This window comes from Burkholderia sp. AU6039, assembly GCF_002223365.1.
Lineage (GTDB): Bacteria > Pseudomonadota > Gammaproteobacteria > Burkholderiales > Burkholderiaceae > Burkholderia.
The window spans coordinates 142,257-160,398 of sequence record NZ_NKFK01000001.1 but is presented as its reverse complement, the minus strand read 5'-3'; the positions used below and the strand labels follow the sequence as shown (position 1 = coordinate 160,398).

The window sequence follows — 18,142 nt, the reverse complement described above, 5'->3', positions numbered from 1 at the left end:
AACGTCGATTGTGAACTGCGCGCGCGCCCGCAACCATCCGCCGATCGGCCAGCGATGCAGCCGGATCGCCCGCGCAGCCCACCGTCCGACCGGCCATGCGCAGACTCTCGCCCGGAGCACGCCCCCATGCGAATCCTGAACCGTTGCCCGCACTGCCGCACCCGCGCCACCGCGCGCAGCAGCCGCGAAATGTCGCTGACGTTCCGCGAAATCACGTTCCAGTGCGCGAATCCGGAGTGCGGCCACACGTACGTCGTCAACATGGAATTCGCCCGCACGCTGTCGCCGTCCGCCGTCCCGAACCTCGCGTTGCAGCTGCCGCTTTCGCCGCACGTCCGCGAACGCCTGGCCGCGCAACTCGAGCTGCCGGTCTGACGCCCTAACCCCTCGTTCCCGCGTTTCCCTCGCATCGTGCCTGAACGGCGCGAGGGATCGCCTTTGCCATTGAAAAGGACACCTCATGATCCCGATCCAAGCGGGCCGCGCCGTTCGATGCCCCGCCAGCGCGGCGCTGGTCCGTCACCCCGCGCAATGCGTACGGGTCTATCACCAGGAGGCGCGCCCATGAACCGCTACGCCACCGAACCCGCACCGCACGACGCCGCGCTGCGCGCCACGATCGCGGCGGCCGCCGACACGCTGAGCTTCGACGCCCCGCCGGACAGCCCCGAGCGGCAACGCACGCTCGGCCGCTTCGTGGCGGCGCTCGCCGATCGCCTCGCGCTCGGTTTCCCGCAATCCGCCGCCGCGCTGCGCGCGCTCGCCCATTCACCGGCCACGACGGGCCATCCCGCATCGCCCGCATCACCGCAACCCGAACGGCAGCAATGACGAAGATATGGCCTCGATCGACGAACTGAAACGACACATCGACCTGCATGACCTCGCCGGCCGCCTCGGCCTGAAGCGCGGCCGCGGCGGCGACCGCGCGCTCTATCACTCGCCGCAGCACGCGGACCGGAGCCCGTCGCTGTCGATCTATGCGAATCACCCGAAGTACGGCACCGGCTGGCGCGATCACAGCGCCGACGCCGGCGGCTCGTGCATCGACCTCGTGATCCACGCGCGCGGCGGCACGGTGGCCGACGCCGTCCGCTATCTCCACGACGCGTATGGCCTCCCGTCCGAGCGCCCGGCGCCCGCCGAGCGCCGCGAGAAATCCACTGTCGAATACATCGCCGACCGCTGCACGGCCGAGCGCGATCGCGTGCGCGACTACCTCGGCGGCCGCGGCATTTCCGCCGCGGCGCTCGACGCGGCGTTCGCGGCGCGCACGCTCGGCTTCAATTCGTGGACGAGCCCGAAGATCGCCGCCGGCGACGTCGGCCACGGCGGCCCCGCCGCCGCGTTCGTGGTGCGCGCGCCGGGCGATGCGCGCGTCGTCGCGGTCGACATGCGCTACGTCGACCCCGCGCTCAACGGCGGCGTCAAGACGCAGACCCAGGGCGACAAGGCCGGCTACGGCTGGACCGCCGATGCACGCCGGCTCGAGCGCGCGAAACGCGTGATCATCGTCGAAAGCGCGATCAACGCGCTGTCGATCGACACCTGCGCGCTGCCCGGCACGGCCGCGCTGGCGCTGCGCGGCCTCGCGAACGTCGAGCGCATCGACTTCGCGTTCCTGCGCGGCAAGCAGGTCACGATCTGCCTGGACAACGACGAGCCGTTCGCGGAAGGCCACCCGCGCGCCGGGCAGCGCCCCGGCCCCGAGGCCACGTGGGCGCTCCATGAACGGCTGACCGCGCTCGACATCAGCGCGGTGCTGGTCGACCAGTCGGACTGGCTGGCGGATCTGGCGGACGGCGACGCCAAGCGCACGCCGATCAACGACGTGAACGACTACCTGCAGCTGCGCGGCCCGGCCGACCTCGCACGCGCGCTCGACCAGCTCGAGCCGTGGCTCGTCGCCGGCCTGCCGGGCGACGCCTCGCGCCGCGGCCGGCCGCGCATCTTCCTGCCGGCGCACGATTTCGCGCAGTACTGGCGGTTTCGCGTGCGGCCCGACTTCACGAACTACATCACCAAGATGGATCGCAACGAGGAATCCGGCGTCGAGACGCCCGTGATGACCGACCTGTGCGGCTTCCGCATCGCCGGCATCAGCCGCGTGGCCGTCGCGAGCGCGACGTCGACGATGACGGGCGACGCCGACCAGGCGCCCACCGTCTACTTCGCCGTGTCGGTGCAGGCGCCGCGGCACGGTGCGCAGCTGATCCGCCGCGTGATGCTCGACGACCAGCTGCACAACGTCGACCAGTGGAGCAAGTTCGGCCCGATCTGGGCGCCGGCGCCGTTCAAGCGGATGGTGAACATCCTCGAGCGCGGCGCCGACCTCGGCGCGCGCCGGGCCGCGAACTTCGTCGGGCTCGCGTGGCGCGACGGGCGGCTGATCGTCAACGAAGGCCCCGACTGCTACTTCACCGAAGCGGACAAGCAGTGCCCGTATCACAACCTCACGTTCCCGGGCGGCCCGGTGAGCGACGCACGCCGCGTGATCGCCGCCTACCAGACGACGTTCCGGCAGAACGCCGCGACGATCCCGCTCGTGTGGGCGCTCGGCGGCCACCTGAAGGCGCTGCTCGGCTTCTGGCCGCATCTGACGGTCCAGGCGAACAAGGGCGCGGGCAAGTCGACGCTCATCAAGCGGCTCGAGCGCTCGCTCGCGTTCACGATGTTCTCGGGGCAGTCGCTGCAGACCGAATTCCGCCTGCTGACCAGCATCAGTCACACGAGCCACCCGGTCGGCTGGGAAGAGCTGTCGGCGCGGCGGCAGGACGTGATCGACAAGGCGGTCGGGCTGCTGCAGGAGAACTACCAGTACACGGTGACGCGACGCGGCACCGACATGACCGAATACCTGCTGTGCGCGCCGGTGATGCTCGCCGGCGAGGACGTGCCGGTGCGCAGCCTGCTCGGCAAGCTCGTGCGCACGACGCTGACCGGCAAGCGCGGGCCGCTGCTGCCCGACGACCTGCCGCGTTTCCCGGTCCGCCAATGGCTCGAGTTCCTGACCGGCCTCGACCGGCGCACCACGCTCGACCAGTACGCGACGCTGCGCGACCAGGCGCTCGCCGGCTGCCGCGCGAGCGGCGAGGACGACGGCGCGCGGCGCATGGCCGGCAACTACGCGGCGATCGGGCTCGCATGGCGCTACCTGTGCGAATTCGCCGGCATGGACCCGAGCGAAGGCGAGTTCCCGCGCGACCTGATCGCCGAGATGAACGGCCATGTCGCCGAAACCAGCGCCGACCGCGAGCCGTGGGTCTGGATCATGGAAACGGTGCTGTCGGAAATCGACGGCGGCAACTACAAGCATCCGTACACGTTCGACACCGTCGACGGCGAATTCTGCCTGCTGCTGCGCACCGGGCACGTGATGGATCACCTCGCGCACACGAGCGCGCTGCGCGACAAGTGGAACGGCCTGCCGGTGAAGTCCGACCGCGTGTTCAAGGCGCAGCTCAAGCACGCCGGCGTCGTGGTCGGCGAGAAGGAGGTCGAGCGCCGCATCTACATGCGCCGCGTGCCGTACCTGACGCCGGTGTCGCTCGAGCGTCTGGCCGCATTCGGCCTGCACGTGTCGGTGCGGGAGGATCTGGCGACCGACGCGCTGCAAGGCGGCCGAGCATGAGCCGCGCCCTGTCCAGCCAACCACCGCACGGCGGAACCCGCCGGGAGTGGGCAAGCAGTGCACGCGAGTCGTGGTTGTCGCGGGTGACGGCTCGCAAGTCCTTGATTCCTGAGGAAACTGCCGCCCTGCCTCACGCCGGGTTCGCCACGTGTCATGCCGCTTTTGCCATGAGTCCGGCCGGCGCGCCGGCGGCGGTCCCTTCTTCTTTCTCTCTCTTCAACTCATTGAAGAAAAAGAAGAAAGAGAACCAGGAAGCCACGGCGACGAGCCGCCATCGCGCGCCACGAGTCGGCGCCGCATTGCCATCGGTCGCCGGCGATGCAGCGATTTCGCGCCATGGGTTCCACGCGCTCGCCACGCCTGAATGATGGCAACCGATGGCCAACAAAACGCTTGAACATCAACGTGTTATGCACTCTTCACACGCGAACCATCCTTCCACGAGTTGCGCTGCGTGCCCGCCCGGCGCGCGGCCTGCCGACAGCGCGCATCCGGCCACCGTCGACCTGGCCGGCGCCGCTGCGCTGCTCGGCGCCCATCCCGAGACGGTGCGCCTGAAGGCCCGGGCCGGCGCGCTGCCCGGCCGCAAGGTCGGCAAGCGCTGGATCTTTTCCGTCGCCGCCCTGCAGCGCTACCTCGCCGGCGAATGGCTCCCGCCCGTCGCCCATCACGATCAGCAAGAGGAAACCCGCCCATGTCGCTCTACAAGCGCAAGACCAGCCCGAACTGGCAATACAAGCTGTACCCCCCTGGCGGCGGACCGCCGGTACAGGGAAGCACTGGCACCCGCGACAAAGCGCAGGCCCAGGAATTCCACGACCGGCTGAAGGTCGACCTGTGGAACCAGGCGCGGCTCGGCACGAAGCCGCGCCATTCGTGGAACGACGCGGTCGTGCGCTACGTCGGCGAACGCGCGGGCCTCGCCAGCCTGGAAACGTCGAAGATTCACCTGCGCTGGCTCGACCGGCACCTGTCCGGCGTCGCGCTCGCCGATATCGACCGCAACCGCGTCGACGCGATCGCGCTCGCGAAGCGCCAGGAGCCGCGCACGGTGCGCACCCGGCACGGCATCGTCGAGACCGACCGGGCCGTCAGCGACGGCACCGTGCGTCGCGTGATCGGCGTGCTGAAGTCGGTGTTGAATGCGGCGGTCGAATGGGAATGGCTGGAGCGCGCGCCGGTCACGAAACGCGCGAAGATCGTCTCGAAACGCATCCGCTGGCTGACCCCGGCCGAAGCGGAGCGGCTGCTCGCCGAACTGCCCGCGCATCTCGCCGACATGGCGCGTTTCAGTCTGGAGACCGGCCTGCGCCGCGCCAACGTGACGGGGCTGCGGTGGTCGCAAGTCGACCTCGCGCGGCGCGTCGCGTGGATCCACCCGGACCAGGCGAAGGCACGCAAGGCCATCACGGTGCCGCTTTCGGAAACCGCGATCGCGGTACTGCGCCGCCAGCATGCGAACCCGCGGGCGCCGGAGTGCGCGGACAGCGTGTTCACCTATCGCGGCAGGCCGGTCTACCAGACGGCGACGGCCGCCTGGGCCAAGGCGCTGCAGCGTGCCGGCCTAAGCGATTTCCGCTGGCACGACCTGCGTCATACGTGGGCGAGCTGGCACGTGCAGCGCGGCACGCCGCTGCAGGTGCTCAAGGAGCTGGGCGGATGGGAGACGATGGAAATGGTGCAGCGGTACGCGCACCTGTCGGCCGACCACCTCGCGCAATGGGTCACGCCGCTGACGGCCGAGCCCGTGCCGGTGCCAGCTGCAATTCAGCTGCAACGAGACAGTGCGACGAACGGAGAAAACCGCTGAGAACCTGACTAGGCTTGGCGCGCCCGGCTGGGATCGAACCAGCAACCCCTGCCTTCGGAGGGCAGTACTCTATCCATTGAGCTACGGGCGCCTGTGACAGTGAAGCGACCCCAATATACAGGCCGCCCACGATTGGCAAGACGGCAAGGATACCCGGTTTCCCATGACGCGTCCACCTTGCCCGACGAATCCCCGCCGGGCCGGGCCGCGTGCGGGTAAACACGCGCCATCGCACCGCTCGCCGTGATGTAAACGTTCCGTCTATAATCGACCGGGCTTCATTGGACTGCCATTTGCCGTTGCACCGCGCTCACAATTCCTAATCATGGAGACGAGGCAAGCATGAGCGAAGCACCCCACGAATCTCCCGTCAAAACCCCCGGGCAGCTGATTGCCGTCATCATCGCGTCGTTCGCGATTCCGATCATCCTGATCGTCCTGTTCGCCAACTATGCGAACCATGCGTTCCGTGCCGGCGCCGGCACGGACGCGCTATCCGACGAACAGGTCGCCGCACGTGTCGCCCCGCTCGCGAAGGTCGACGTGAAGGACGCCAACGCGCCCCGCACGTACAAGACCGGCGAGGAAGTCTACAAGGCCGTCTGCGTGACCTGCCACGGCACGGGCGCCGCCGGCGCGCCGAAGTTCGGCAACAAGGACGACTGGGCGCCGCGCATCTCGCAAGGCTTCGACACGTTGCTGAAGACGGCGCTGGCCGGCAAGGGCGCGATGCCGCCGCGCGGCGGCACGAGCCCCGACGACGTCAGCGACTATGAAATCGCCCGTGCGATCGTCTACATGGCGAACAACGACGGCGCGAACTTCCCCGAACCGGCCGCGCCGGCCGCCAACGCGGCGCAACCGGCCAGCGGCGCCGCAGCCGCGTCGGGCACGGCGGACGCCGCCAGCGCGCAAATCGCCGCGGCCCAGGCGGCGATCGCCGCGCTCCCGAAGGCCGGCGAAGCGCCCGCGGCAGCGGCCGCCCCGGCCGGCGCCGACGCCGGCAAGGCGCTGTACACGTCGACCTGCCAGGCCTGCCACGCGGCGGGCGTGCTCGGCGCGCCGAAGTTCGGCAGCAAGGAAGACTGGGCGCCGCGCCTGAAGGACTCGATGGACACGGTCTACAACTACGCGCTGCACGGCAAGGGCGCGATGCCGCCGAAGGGCGGGTCGAACGCGTCGGACGCCGACGTGAAGGCCGCCGTCGACTACATGGTCAACGCGTCGAAGTAACCCCACCCGGCCGTCAGTAAAAACCCCCCGCGACGCACACGCATCGCGGGGGTTTTGTTTTTGCGGGCGAACCACTGGAGCGCCGGAGCGCCATGCGCCCGCCGCCGCCGCGTCACTTCTGCAGCAACGCCTTCAGGCTTGCGAGCCGGTCCTTCGGCGACATCGGCGCCTCTTCCGGCGTCGGCGGCGGCGCGTCGTCGAGCCCCATCTCCGGGATGAAGCGCGACGGTTCGCACACGACCGTCTCGCGCGCCCGCTTGCGCTTCTTGCACCAGTTCAGGTGCAGGCTGCGCTGCGCGCGCGTGATCGCGACGTACATCAGCCGGCGCTCCTCCTCGATCCGCTCGTTGTCGATCGGGCCGTCGTCCTCGGAGCCGCCGCGGTGCGGCATGATGCCTTCCTCGACGCCAACCAGGAACACGTGCGGATACTCGAGCCCCTTCGACGCATGGACCGTCGACAGCCGAACCGCGTCCGGATCCTCGTCCTTGCCCTCGAGCATCGACATCAGCGCGACGGTCTGGATCAGGCCGAGCAGGTTCTTGCCGGTATCGGCGAGCCCGTCCGCGTTGTGGAAACCTTCCGCCTCGCCGTCGACCGCTTCCGTCTCGGGCTTGGTGCCCTTGCGCTTCAGCCATTCGAGGAATTCGAGCACGTTCTGCCACTTCGACTGCGCCTGCCGTTCGTCGAACGCGTCGTACAGGTACGCCTCGTAGTGGATCGCCTCCATCATGTCGTCGAGCACGGCGGTGGCGGGATCCTTGTCCGCACGCTCGGTCAGGCGCTGGATGAAGTCGCAGAACATCCGCAGTGGCTCGACCTGGCGCGCGGACAGCCGCGCCTCGATCCCGCCCATGTACACGGCCTCGAACAGCGACACCTTCGCCTGGCCCGCGAACGAGCCGAGCGCTTCGAGCGTCGTGTTGCCGATCCCGCGGCGCGGCGTGGTGACCGCGCGGATGAACGCGGGATCGTCGTCGGCGTTCGCGATCAGCCGCAGGTACGCGCACAGATCCTTGATCTCGGCCTTGTCGAAGAACGACTGGCCGCCCGACAGCACGTACGGAATCCGCTCGCGGCGCAGCACCTGCTCGAAGATCCGCGCCTGGAAGTTGCCGCGATACAGGATCGCGTAGTCGCGAAACTGCGCGCGCCGCTCGAACTTGTGCGCGGACAGCCGGAACACGACCGATTCGGCTTCATGCTCCTCGTCGTTGCACGGCGTGACGGTGATCGAATCGCCCATCCCGTGCTCGGACCACAGCTTCTTCTCGAACAGTTTCGGGTTGTTCGCGATCACGTTGTTCGCGGCGGTGAGGATGCGCACCGTCGACCGGTAATTCTGCTCGAGCTTGACCAGGTGCAGCTTCGGGAAATCCTTGCCGAGCTGCGCGAGGTTCTCGAGCGTCGCGCCGCGCCAGCCGTAGATCGCCTGGTCGTCGTCGCCCACCGCCGTGAACGCCGCGCGCGGGCCGGCGAGCAGCTTCAGCAGCTCGTACTGGCACGCGTTGGTGTCCTGGTATTCGTCGATCAGCAGGTAGCGCAGCTTGTTCTGCCAGCGGTCGCGCACTTGCTCGTTCTTCGCGAACAGTTCGGCGGGCAGGCGGATCAGGTCGTCGAAGTCGACCGCCTGGTACGCATGCAGCGTCGCGACGTAGTTGCGGTAGACCAGCGCGGCCTGGTGCTCGTCCTCGTTGGCCGCGATCGTCATCGCTTCCTCGGGCATGATCAGGCCGTTCTTCCACAGCGAGATGGTGCTCTGGATCTTGCGGATCAGGCCCTTGTCGGTCGTGCCGATCTGCTCCTGGATCATCCCGAAGCAGTCGTCCGAATCCATGATCGAGAACTGCGGCTTCAGGCCGACGTGCTCGGCCTCCTGGCGCAGGATCTGCACGCCCAGCGAGTGGAACGTGCAGACGGTGAGCTGGTTGACGGGCACCTTGCGGCCTTCCTTGCCGGGCGTGGTGAGCGTCTTGCCCTCGAGCAGCTTCGACACGCGCTCGCGCATTTCGGCGGCCGCCTTGTTCGTGAACGTGACGGCGGCGATGTGGCGCGGCTCGAAGCCTTTCGCTTCGATCAGGTGCGCGATCTTCTGCGTGATCACGCGGGTCTTGCCGCTGCCCGCGCCGGCGAGCACGAGACAGGGACCGTCGAGGTAGCGCACCGCTTCGTTCTGGGCGGGATTCAGGCCTGCGGACATGATGGCGGATGGTGTTGCGGTTGACGGCGGAACGCCGGGAGGATGCCGTGCGCGGCGGGCTAGCGAAGCAGGCGGACACGCGGGCAGGACGCGCATGTTAACACGTCGGCGGCGCGCTTTTCGGGAGCGCCGCCGGGCGGGGCTGCGCGAGCCGACCGGCCGGGCATCCCCTGTCCGTTCGGCCAATCCGGCCCCTTTCGCGCACCGATCGGCCACAATATGGCCACTTCGGCGCCGCCCCCGGGCCGGCCCGTTTGCGTCACCTTTACCGCCACCGGATCGACATCATGGGATACCCGTTCGCCACCGCCGCCCTCGGCCCGCTGCTGTTCGCGCAGGGGCGCTACGTGCGCCGCGTCACGCCGCGGCTGCCCGAGGCCGCCGGCCCGCGCGACGGCGTGGCGGGCGACGGCCCGCCGCTGCGCGTGCTGGTGGTCGGCGATTCGGCCGCCGCGGGCGTCGGCGTCGCGACGCAGCGCGACGCGCTGTCCGGGCAACTGGCGAGCGCGCTCGCGGCCACCCATCGCGTGAGGTGGAAACTGCTCGCGCGCACCGGCCTGACCACGCGGGAGCTGGTCGACTGGCTCGCCGCCGAGCCGGCCGAGCCGTTCGACGTGGCCGTCACGTCGCTCGGCGTCAACGACGTGACGGGCGGCGTGCCGCCGGCCCGCTGGCTGGCGCAGCAGGCCGAGCTCGTCCGGTTGCTCGCCGCGCGCTTCCGGGTCGGGCACGCGATCCTGTCGGCGGTGCCGCCGATGGAGCGCTTTCCGGCGCTGCCGCAGCCGCTCGCGTGGTATCTCGGGCTGCGCGCGAAGCGGCTCAACACGGCGCTCGCCGGGTGGGCCGCCACGCAGCCGCACTGCACGTTCCTGCGCGTCGAGCTGCCGCTCGAGCGCCACCTGATGGCCACCGACGGCTTCCACCCCGGCGCAACCGCCTGCGCGGTGTGGGCCGCGCAGGTCGCCGCCGCCGTGCTGCGGCGGACAACCGTATGACGCCGGGCGGCGCCCCGGCGGCAGCCGTTCATTGCACGGGCGTAGGCGGGCAAACCCCGCTCGCGCGGCTCCCCGGCCCGCGCAAAATGCCGGCTTTCCTTGCGCAAGCGCCGCATCGCATCGCGCATTTCGCCCGAACGCGCCGGTGCAAGCGGCGGCGCCGTGCCAAAATAGCCGGTCGTCTTCGCGCCGTCCCGGCGCGCCATCCTTTAGTTTCCTTCGCAGCCAGGAATTGCCATGTCGTCATTGCTCAGGATTGGTTTGATGGGTTTCGGTTTCGCCGGCGCGACGTTCCACGCGCCCGTGATCGCCACGAGCGGCCGCACTGAAGTCGCCGCGATCGCGACGGGTCAGCCCGATCGCGCGCAGGCGGCGTATCCGGGCGCGCGCGTCGTCCCCGATCTCGACACGCTGCTCGGCCTCGACGACATCGAGTGCGTGGTGATCGCCACGCCGAACGACACGCACTTCGCGCTCGCGCGCCAGGTGCTCGAAGCGGGCCGCCACGTAGTCGTCGACAAGCCCGTCACGCTCACCGCCGACGAGGCGCTCGCGCTCGCGCGGCTCGCGAACGCGCGCAGCCGGCTGTTCGCGCCGTTCCACAACCGCCGCTGGGACGGCGATTTCCTCACCGTGCGCGACATCGTCAAATCGGGCGAGCTCGGCCGCATCACCCGTTTCGAGTCGCACTTCGACCGCTTCCGCCCGACGCCGCGCACGCGCTGGCGCGAGGAGCCGGCTCGCGGCGGCGGCCTGCTGCTCGACCTCGGCCCGCACCTGATCGACCAGGCGCTCGCGCTGTTCGGCCTGCCGGAAACGGTGAGCGCGACCGTCAAGACGCGCCGCGACAACGGCACGGCGCCCGATTTCGTGCACCTGCAGCTCGGCTATCCGGACAAGGACGTCGCGCTGCATGCGAGCGCGCTGTCGGCGATCGAACCCGCGCGCTTCACGCTGCACGGCACGCGCGGCAGCTACCAGAAGTTCGGGCTCGACACGCAGGAAGACCAGCTCAAGGCCGGCCTCACCGCCGACGACGTCGAATTCGGCGGCGGCAACCCGCCCGGCCTGCTGCGCGTGCTCGACGGCGAAGTCGAGGTCGAGCGCCCGGTGCCGACGCTCGATGGCCAGTACGCGGAGTTCTACCGCGCGCTCGCCGCGTCGATCCGCGACGGCGCGCCGTTCCCCGTCACCGCGCAGGACGCCGTCGACGTGATGACGATCATCGAGCTCGCCGCGCAGAGCGAGCACGACGGCCGCCGGCTGCCGTTCGTGCGCCGCACGATCTGACACCGCGCGCCGGCCGGTGGCGGCCGGCCGGCGCCGGTGCAGCGGGATCAGCCGGAACATTCGGTTACAAATGCCGGGGGAACGAAAGTCAGCGGCAGACTGGTCTGATGCGTTTCTCGAAAAAGTCGATCCGACACCAATCCGTCAGGAGAATGTTGATGCAACGGTTGATTCGCGCAGCAGCGTGCTGCGTCCTGGTTTCCTCGCTTGCGGCCTGTATCGTGCAGCCGCAGCAGCCGGTCCGCCCGGCGCCCCCGCCGCGGCCGAATCCGCAGGTCGTCGCGAACGAGCGGATGCAGCAGATCCAGGGCCGGATCGACAATCTGCACCGCCGCATCGATGCGCGCGTGAACGGCGGCTACTACCCGCCGCCGTACGGCGCGCAGCTTCATCATCGCCTCGACGTGATCCGCCAGGAATCGAACGACATGTCCGCGCAGCACAGCGGCGGCCTGTCCGGCGACGAGCAGCGCGTGCTGAACCAGGAACTCGACACGGCCGCGCGCGCGATCGGCGAGTAACGCACCGGCGCCCGCCGGAGCGGAAAAAGCGGCGGCACCGTTGCCGCCGCTTGTCGCGAAGCGACATTCTTTTGCTCAAATTGACAAGGCCCACCCGCTCGCGTACAGTCGCCCGCACGCGTCGGGAGAGCGTGTAACCGGGCTGTTTCAGCCGGTTGCGCCGCCGAAGGGGCACACCCGCAAACTCTCAGGCAAAAGGACCGACCGCGTCGGGGAATCCCGTCCGCGCATTGCGCGGGCCACACTCTCCCCGCACTCTGGAGAGCGGCAGTAGCCCGCAGCGCATCCGCTGCGCGGGCAAGCTGCCCACCGAAGGGGCGCGCGTTCGCCAGGCCAGGCCGGCAGCGCAATCTCTCAGGTATCGAGGACAGAGGGGCATGTACCGGATCGCTCGCAGGCCATCGGCCGCGGTGGTCGGCACATGGCCGTTCTGATCCGCGCGCAAGCGCCTTGCCTGAGGCCTCGATGACTGCACTGAATCACACCCCGCTCAACGCCGCGCACCGCGCGCTCAATGCCCGCATGGTCGATTTCGGCGGCTGGGACATGCCCGTCAACTACGGCTCGCAGATCGAAGAACATGAAGCCGTGCGCACCGACGCCGGCATGTTCGACGTGTCGCACATGTGCGTCGTCGATTTCACCGGCAGCCGCGTGCGCGCGTTCTTCGAGCATGCGATCGCGAACAACGTCGGCAAGCTCAAGACGCCCGGCAAGGCCCTCTACTCGTGCCTGCTCAATCCGCAGGGCGGCGTCATCGACGACCTGATCGTCTACTACTTCACCGAAGAATTCTTCCGCGTCGTCGTCAACGCCGGCACGGCCGAGAAAGACATCGCGTGGTTCAACCAGCTGAACGAGCAAGGCGGCTTCGGCGTCACGATCACGCCGCGCCGCGATTTCGCGATCATCGCCGTTCAGGGCCCGAACGCCCGCGAAAAGACCTGGACGACCGTGCCCGCCGCGCGCGCCGCCACCAGCGAACTGAAGCCGTTCAACGCCGCGCAGGTCGCCGGCACGCCGTTCGGCGACCTCACCGTCGCGCGCACCGGCTACACCGGTGAAGACGGTTTCGAAGTGATCGTCCCGGCCGTGCACGTCGAAGCGCTGTGGAACGCGCTGCAGCAAAACGGCGTGCGCCCGTGCGGGCTCGGCGCGCGCGACACGCTGCGCCTCGAGGCCGGCATGAACCTGTACGGCCAGGACATGGACGACACCGTGTCGCCGCTCGACGCGGGCCTCGCGTGGACGGTCGATCTCTCCGCGCCGCGCGACTTCGTCGGCCGCGCCGCACTGGAAGCCAACGGCACCCGCGCCGCGTTCGTCGGCCTGATCCTGCAGAAGGAAAACGGCAACGCCGGCGGCGTGCTGCGCGCGCACCAGAAGGTCGTCACGCCGCACGGCGAAGGCGAGATCACGAGCGGCACGTTCTCGCCGTCGATGCAGGAATCGATCGCGTTCGCGCGCGTGCCGGCGGCCGTCCAGATCGGCGACCTCGTCCAGGTGCAAATTCGCGACAAGAATCTTCCCGCGCGCGTGGTAAAACTGCCGTTCGTGCGCAACGGCAAGGTCCTCGCTGCGTAACGGCCGGGAGGCCCGCCTCCCGGGAAGCCGGGAGATGGCGCCCGGCGCAACACCACACCCGGCGCGCCCCGGCGGCGCGCCAGCAAAACGAACACACCCTTTTACCAGGAGCATCCGATGAGCAACGTCCCGGCCGATCTGAAATACACCGACGAACACGAATGGATCCGCACCGAGGCGGACGGCACGCTGACGGTCGGCATCACCGATCACGCGCAGAGCACGCTCGGCGACATCGTCTTCCTCGAACTGCCGCAAGTCGGCAAGTCGGTGACGGCGGGCGACGCCGTCGGCGTCGTCGAATCGGTGAAGGCCGCATCCGACATCTACTCGCCGGTATCCGGCGAGGTCGTCGCGATCAACGAAGATGCCGCCAATTCGCCGGAAGAAGTGAACAGCGACGCGTACGGCGTGTGGCTGTTCAAGATCAAGCTCGCGGCCGGCGCGTCGACCGACAAGCTGATCGACGCTGACGCGTACAGCAAGCTGATCGACTAATTTCCCTGAATCGCGCGGGACGGGTCAGCCACCCTGCCCCGCGCGGAACCCGGGCCGGCGTCAAGGCGCCGCCCCGGGTCGACCGCAAAGCATGGGGCCCGAGTCGGCGCTGCAGCGCTCGCCCGGGCCGACCAAGGAACGCCATGAAGCTCGAACACCCGGACCGCCTGATGAACCGCACGCCCCTCTCGCTCGCCGCGCTCGAAACGCACGACGCGTTCGCCGAACGCCACATCGGCCCCGACGCCGCCAGCCAGCAGGCCATGCTCGACACGCTCGGCTTCCCGTCGCGCGCCGCCCTGATCGACGCCGTGATCCCGGCCTCGATCCGCCGCGCCGAAACGCTGCCGCTCGGCCCGTTCGCGCAGCCGAAGAGCGAGGCCGAAGCCCTCGCCGCGCTGCGGGTTCTCGCGGACAAGAACCAGGTGTTCCGCTCGTATATCGGTCAGGGTTACCACGACACGCACACGCCGGCCGTCATCCTGCGCAACGTGCTCGAAAACCCGGCGTGGTACACGGCCTACACGCCGTACCAGCCCGAAATTTCCCAGGGTCGCCTCGAGGCGCTCCTGAACTTCCAGCAGATGGTCGCCGACCTGACCGGCCTCGCGATCTCGAACGCGTCGCTGCTCGACGAAGCCACCGCCGCCGCCGAAGCGATGACGCTGCTGCAGCGCACCGGCAAGCCGGCGTCGAACGTGTTCTACGTCGCCGACGACGTGCTGCCGCAAACGCTCGAAGTAATCCGCACGCGCGCGCTGCCGGTCGGCATCGAGGTCAAGACCGGCCCGGCCGCCGACGCCGCGCAAGCGAATGCGTTCGGCGTACTGCTGCAGTACCCGGGCGTGAACGGCGACGTGCGCGACTACCGCGCGCTCACCGAAGCGATCCACGCGGCCGGCGGCCACGTGGTCGTCGCGGCCGACCTGCTCGCGCTGACCGTGCTCACGCCGCCGGGCGACTGGGGCGCGGACGTCGCGATCGGCAACACGCAGCGCTTCGGCGTGCCGATGGGCTTCGGCGGCCCGCACGCCGCGTATCTCGCGGTGCGTGACGAATTCAAGCGCCAGATGCCGGGCCGCCTCGTCGGCGTGACGGTCGACGCGCAGGGCAAGCCCGCGCTGCGCCTCGCGCTGCAGACGCGCGAACAGCACATCCGCCGCGAGAAGGCGACGTCGAACGTGTGTACCGCGCAGGCGCTGCTCGCGATCATGGCCAGCATGTACGCGGTCTACCACGGCCCGCACGGCCTGAAGACGATCGCGCTGCGCGTGAACCGCATCGCGGCGCTGCTCGCCGCGGGCGTGAAGCAGCTCGGCTTCGCGACCGTCAACGACACGTTCTTCGACACGCTGACGATCGACACCGGCGCGCGCACCGCGCAGGTCCACGAATTCGCGAAGGCGAAGCGCATCAACCTGCGCCGCGTGAGCGACACGCAAGTCGGCGTATCGGTCGACGAAACGACGACGCGTGACGACCTCGCCGATCTCCTCGCCGTGTTCGCGCAAGCCGCGGGCGGCACCGCACCGGCCGTCGACGCGCTGGACGCGGGCCTCGCCGGCGTCCCCGCGCTGCCGGCCGGCCTCGAGCGCACGAGCGCGTACCTGACGCACCACGTATTCAACCGCCACCATTCCGAAACCGAAATGCTGCGCTACCTGCGCAGCCTGTCGGACAAGGATCTCGCGCTCGACCGCTCGATGATCCCGCTCGGCTCGTGCACGATGAAGCTGAACGCGACCTCGGAAATGCTGCCCGTCACGTGGCCCGAGTTCGGCCGGATCCACCCGTTCGCGCCGGCCGACCAGACCGTCGGCTACCGCGAGATGATCGACCAGCTCGAGCAGATGCTCGTGGCGGCCACCGGCTACGCGGCCGTGTCGCTGCAGCCGAACGCGGGCTCGCAGGGCGAGTACGCGGGCCTGCTGATCATTCACGCTTACCACGCATCGCGCGGCGAAGCCCATCGCGACGTGTGCCTGATCCCGGCGTCCGCCCACGGCACGAACCCGGCATCCGCGCACATGGCCGGCATGAAGGTCGTGGTCGTTGCATGCGACGCGCAGGGCAACGTCGACATCGCCGATCTGAAGGCGAAGGCCGACGCGCACGCGAAGGACCTCGCGGCAATCATGATCACGTACCCGTCGACGCACGGCGTGTTCGAGCAGAACGTCCGCGAGATCTGCGAGATCGTCCATGCGCACGGCGGCCAGGTGTACGTCGACGGCGCGAACATGAACGCGATGGTCGGCCTGACCGCGCCGGGCCAGTTCGGCGGCGACGTGTCGCACCTGAACCTGCACAAGACCTTCTGCATCCCGCACGGCGGTGGCGGCCCGGGCGTCGGTCCGGTCGCGGTCGGCGCGCACCTCGCGAAGTTCCTGCCGAATCAGCGTTCGACCGGCTACACGCGTGAGGAAGACGGCATCGGCGCGGTATCGGCCGCGCCGTACGGCTCGGCGTCGATCCTGCCGATCTCGTGGATGTACATCGCGATGATGGGCGCGAAGAACCTGACCGCCGCGACGGAAACCGCGATCCTCAACGCGAACTACATCGCGAAGCGCCTCGCGCCGCACTACCCGGTGCTGTATTCGGGCCCGGGCGGGCTGGTCGCGCACGAGTGCATTCTCGACCTGCGTCCGATCAAGGAATCGAGCGGCATCACCGTCGACGACGTCGCGAAGCGCCTGATGGACTACGGCTTCCACGCGCCGACGATGAGCTTCCCGGTGCCGGGCACGCTGATGGTCGAGCCGACCGAATCGGAATCGCAGGAAGAACTCGACCGCTTCATCGCCGCGATGATCGCGATCCGCGACGAAATCCGCGCCGTCGAGGAAGGCCGCGCCGACCGCGAGGACAACCCGCTGCGTCACGCACCGCACACCGCGGCCGTCGTCACCGCGAACGAATGGCCGCACGCGTACTCGCGCGAGCAGGCTGCGTACCCGGTGGCGTCGCTGGGCACGAACAAGTACTGGCCGCCGGTCGGCCGCGCGGACAACGTCTACGGCGACCGCAACCTGTTCTGCTCGTGCGTGCCGATGTCGGAATACGCATAACGCACGCCAGGCCGGGAGCCGCCCGATGGTGACCGCACCGCACGCAACCCGGAGTTGCGTGCGGTTTTTTGTTCGCCGCTCGAACCGGTTCACGTTCGTCCGCCAATCCGGCTAACATCACACGCGATCCAGCCAAAGAAGGAGTTCCGCATGGTGCGTCCGATGTTTCCGGGCCATGGTGCAATGCAAGGGCGGCCGCGCGCGCGCCGCGTCGTGCCGATGCTCGTCGCGTCGCTGTCGTTTGCCGCCGCCGGCCTCGGCACGTCCGGCAGCGCGCGCGCGGCGATGAATTTCTGCGCGGCGCCGGCACTGCAGGCGAGCGAGACGACACAGGCCGAGCCGGGCATCCAGGCGCTGATCCGCAGCGTCGACGCGCGCATCGGCGAGCAGCCGAAGGCGATGGCGCGCGTGCACACCGAGGGCACGCTGCCGCATGAAGGCATCTACGACCAGAGTGCCGCCGCGCTGAAGGATCTCGACCTGATGCGCGATGCCGCGCTCGCGTGGCGCGTGACGAACGCGCCGCGCTACCTGCAGCTCGTCGACCGCTTCCTGTCCGCGTGGGTCGCGACCTACCAGCCGAGCTTCAACCCGATCGACGAGACGCGCTTCGAAAGCCTGATCGTCGCGTACGACATGACCGCGAGCGCGCTGCCGGTGAAGACCCGCAACGCGACGGCCGCGTTCATCGCGAAGCTCGGCGCCGGCTACGTCGCGCAGATCGACGCGCAGAAGCGTCCGCTCACGGGCACCTGGCGCAACAACTGGCAGAGCCACCGGATCAAGCTGATCGCGCTGTCCGCGTTCACGCTCGGCGACCGCAAGATGATGAACGCCGCGCAGCGGCTGTTCGTCGAGCATCTCGCCGACAACATCGGCCCGGACGGCAAGACCTGGGATTTCGAGGAACGCGATGCGCTGCATTACGCGGTCTACGACCTGCAGCCGCTGGTGACGGCCGCGCTCGCCGCGCGCCGCTTCAACCGCAACTGGCTGCGCGAACGGGGCGCGAACGGCGCGACGCTCGCGGCCGCGCTCGACTGGCTCGTGCCGTACGCGCTCGGCGAAAAAACGCACGAGGAATTCGTGAATTCGCCGGTGCCGTTCGATGCGAAGCGCCGCGAGGCCGGCCTGCCGGGCTACACGGGGCAGTGGGACCCGAAAAACGCCACCGAACTCTTTCATCTGGCCGCGCGGCTCGACGGGCGCTACGCCCGCGTCGCGCAGCAGCTCTCCCCAACGCCGCCCGCATGGCTCGCCGCGTGCCTGCCATTGCAGGCGCGCTAGCATTATTCTTAAAGCAAGGCAG

15 protein-coding genes, 1 tRNA gene and 2 riboswitches are annotated in these 18,142 nt (G+C 69.2%); of the genes, 14 read left to right on the top strand and 2 right to left on the bottom strand.

From position 1 onward, the window contains the following. The first annotated feature begins 126 nt into the window (after positions 1 to 126). From CFB39_RS00730 to CFB39_RS00705, 6 genes are all read left to right on the top strand, one after another. Positions 127 to 375, top strand: coding sequence for an ogr/Delta-like zinc finger family protein (locus tag CFB39_RS00730; protein ID WP_048251455.1), 249 nt, complete (start codon positions 127 to 129; stop codon positions 373 to 375). 189 nt (positions 376 to 564) lie between these two features. Beyond that, the gene (locus CFB39_RS00725) at positions 565 to 831 is read left to right on the top strand and encodes a hypothetical protein (protein ID WP_089471911.1); all 267 of its coding nucleotides are present in this window, start codon (positions 565 to 567) and stop codon (positions 829 to 831) included. A gap of 7 nt (positions 832 to 838) precedes the next feature. Next, positions 839 to 3,631 carry a toprim domain-containing protein gene (locus CFB39_RS00720; RefSeq protein ID WP_089471910.1) on the top strand — a complete coding sequence of 931 codons (2,793 nt, stop codon included), beginning with the start codon at positions 839 to 841 and terminating at the stop codon, positions 3,629 to 3,631. Then, complete coding sequence (locus CFB39_RS00715) at positions 3,628 to 3,999, top strand: hypothetical protein (RefSeq protein WP_089471909.1); 372 nt, start codon at positions 3,628 to 3,630, stop codon at positions 3,997 to 3,999. Before CFB39_RS00720 ends, CFB39_RS00715 begins: the two co-directional genes overlap by 4 nt. Positions 4,000 to 4,185: 186 nt before the next feature. After that, positions 4,186 to 4,458, top strand: coding sequence for a DNA-binding protein (locus tag CFB39_RS40670; RefSeq protein WP_254610222.1), 273 nt, complete (start codon positions 4,186 to 4,188; stop codon positions 4,456 to 4,458). Next, positions 4,371 to 5,441, top strand: a complete 1,071-nt coding sequence (locus CFB39_RS00705; RefSeq protein WP_244115267.1) for a site-specific integrase — start codon at positions 4,371 to 4,373, stop codon at positions 5,439 to 5,441. The genes CFB39_RS40670 and CFB39_RS00705 overlap by 88 nt, the downstream gene beginning before the upstream one ends. Before the next feature lie 15 nt (positions 5,442 to 5,456). Here the strand turns inward: CFB39_RS00705 and CFB39_RS00700 are convergent. Then, a tRNA-Arg gene (locus CFB39_RS00700) sits at positions 5,457 to 5,532 on the bottom strand. A 251-nt stretch (positions 5,533 to 5,783) separates the two neighbouring features. Here CFB39_RS00700 and CFB39_RS00695 point away from each other — a divergent pair. Continuing rightward, positions 5,784 to 6,674: a cytochrome c5 family protein gene (locus CFB39_RS00695; protein WP_089471908.1), complete on the top strand. Its 891-nt coding sequence runs from the start codon at positions 5,784 to 5,786 to the stop codon at positions 6,672 to 6,674. Between the two features lie 112 nt (positions 6,675 to 6,786). Here the strand turns inward: CFB39_RS00695 and CFB39_RS00690 are convergent, their stop codons facing one another. Then, the gene (locus CFB39_RS00690; protein WP_046547468.1) at positions 6,787 to 8,874 is read right to left on the bottom strand and encodes a UvrD-helicase domain-containing protein; all 2,088 of its coding nucleotides are present in this window, start codon (positions 8,872 to 8,874) and stop codon (positions 6,787 to 6,789) included. 287 nt (positions 8,875 to 9,161) lie between these two features. Between CFB39_RS00690 and CFB39_RS00685 the strand changes: the two genes are divergently transcribed. The 7 genes from CFB39_RS00685 (at position 9,162) to CFB39_RS00655 (ending at position 18,120) form a co-directional block, all read left to right on the top strand. Next, positions 9,162 to 9,869, top strand: coding sequence for an SGNH/GDSL hydrolase family protein (locus CFB39_RS00685; RefSeq protein ID WP_089471907.1), 708 nt, complete (start codon positions 9,162 to 9,164; stop codon positions 9,867 to 9,869). 237 nt (positions 9,870 to 10,106) lie between these two features. Further along, positions 10,107 to 11,159: an oxidoreductase gene (locus CFB39_RS00680; RefSeq protein ID WP_089438954.1), complete on the top strand. Its 1,053-nt coding sequence runs from the start codon at positions 10,107 to 10,109 to the stop codon at positions 11,157 to 11,159. A gap of 158 nt (positions 11,160 to 11,317) precedes the next feature. After that, a complete protein-coding gene (locus tag CFB39_RS00675; protein WP_011350564.1) occupies positions 11,318 to 11,680 on the top strand; it encodes a hypothetical protein in 363 nt (120 codons plus the stop codon). A 112-nt stretch (positions 11,681 to 11,792) separates the two neighbouring features. After that, positions 11,793 to 11,894, top strand: a riboswitch (glycine riboswitch). Between the two features lie 33 nt (positions 11,895 to 11,927). Next, a riboswitch (glycine riboswitch) is annotated at positions 11,928 to 12,061 on the top strand. Between the two features lie 84 nt (positions 12,062 to 12,145). Then, complete coding sequence (gcvT, locus tag CFB39_RS00670) at positions 12,146 to 13,264, top strand: glycine cleavage system aminomethyltransferase GcvT (protein WP_089471906.1); 1,119 nt, start codon at positions 12,146 to 12,148, stop codon at positions 13,262 to 13,264. A gap of 117 nt (positions 13,265 to 13,381) precedes the next feature. Continuing rightward, positions 13,382 to 13,762 (top strand): glycine cleavage system protein GcvH, encoded by a 381-nt coding sequence (gene gcvH / locus CFB39_RS00665; protein WP_089430428.1) that lies wholly within the window; start codon positions 13,382 to 13,384, stop codon positions 13,760 to 13,762. Between the two features lie 143 nt (positions 13,763 to 13,905). Then, complete coding sequence (gene gcvP, locus CFB39_RS00660) at positions 13,906 to 16,833, top strand: aminomethyl-transferring glycine dehydrogenase (protein WP_089471905.1); 2,928 nt, start codon at positions 13,906 to 13,908, stop codon at positions 16,831 to 16,833. Positions 16,834 to 16,983: 150 nt separating this feature from the next. Further along, entirely contained in the window at positions 16,984 to 18,120 is a 1,137-nt protein-coding gene (locus CFB39_RS00655; protein WP_089471904.1) for an alginate lyase family protein, read from the top strand. Positions 18,121 to 18,142 lie beyond the last annotated feature (22 nt).

Coding starts and splice junctions, on each gene's coding strand:
- CFB39_RS00730 (WP_048251455.1), top strand. CDS start 127: ATGCGAATCCTGAACCGTTGCCCGCACTGCCGCACCCGCGCCACCGCG.
- CFB39_RS00725 (WP_089471911.1), top strand. CDS start 565: ATGAACCGCTACGCCACCGAACCCGCACCGCACGACGCCGCGCTGCGC.
- CFB39_RS00720 (WP_089471910.1), top strand. CDS start 839: ATGGCCTCGATCGACGAACTGAAACGACACATCGACCTGCATGACCTC.
- CFB39_RS00715 (WP_089471909.1), top strand. CDS start 3,628: ATGAGCCGCGCCCTGTCCAGCCAACCACCGCACGGCGGAACCCGCCGG.
- CFB39_RS00695 (WP_089471908.1), top strand. CDS start 5,784: ATGAGCGAAGCACCCCACGAATCTCCCGTCAAAACCCCCGGGCAGCTG.
- CFB39_RS00690 (WP_046547468.1), bottom strand. CDS start 8,874: ATGTCCGCAGGCCTGAATCCCGCCCAGAACGAAGCGGTGCGCTACCTC.
- CFB39_RS00685 (WP_089471907.1), top strand. CDS start 9,162: ATGGGATACCCGTTCGCCACCGCCGCCCTCGGCCCGCTGCTGTTCGCG.
- CFB39_RS00680 (WP_089438954.1), top strand. CDS start 10,107: ATGTCGTCATTGCTCAGGATTGGTTTGATGGGTTTCGGTTTCGCCGGC.
- CFB39_RS00675 (WP_011350564.1), top strand. CDS start 11,318: ATGCAACGGTTGATTCGCGCAGCAGCGTGCTGCGTCCTGGTTTCCTCG.
- gcvT (WP_089471906.1), top strand. CDS start 12,146: ATGACTGCACTGAATCACACCCCGCTCAACGCCGCGCACCGCGCGCTC.
- gcvH (WP_089430428.1), top strand. CDS start 13,382: ATGAGCAACGTCCCGGCCGATCTGAAATACACCGACGAACACGAATGG.
- gcvP (WP_089471905.1), top strand. CDS start 13,906: ATGAAGCTCGAACACCCGGACCGCCTGATGAACCGCACGCCCCTCTCG.
- CFB39_RS00655 (WP_089471904.1), top strand. CDS start 16,984: ATGGTGCGTCCGATGTTTCCGGGCCATGGTGCAATGCAAGGGCGGCCG.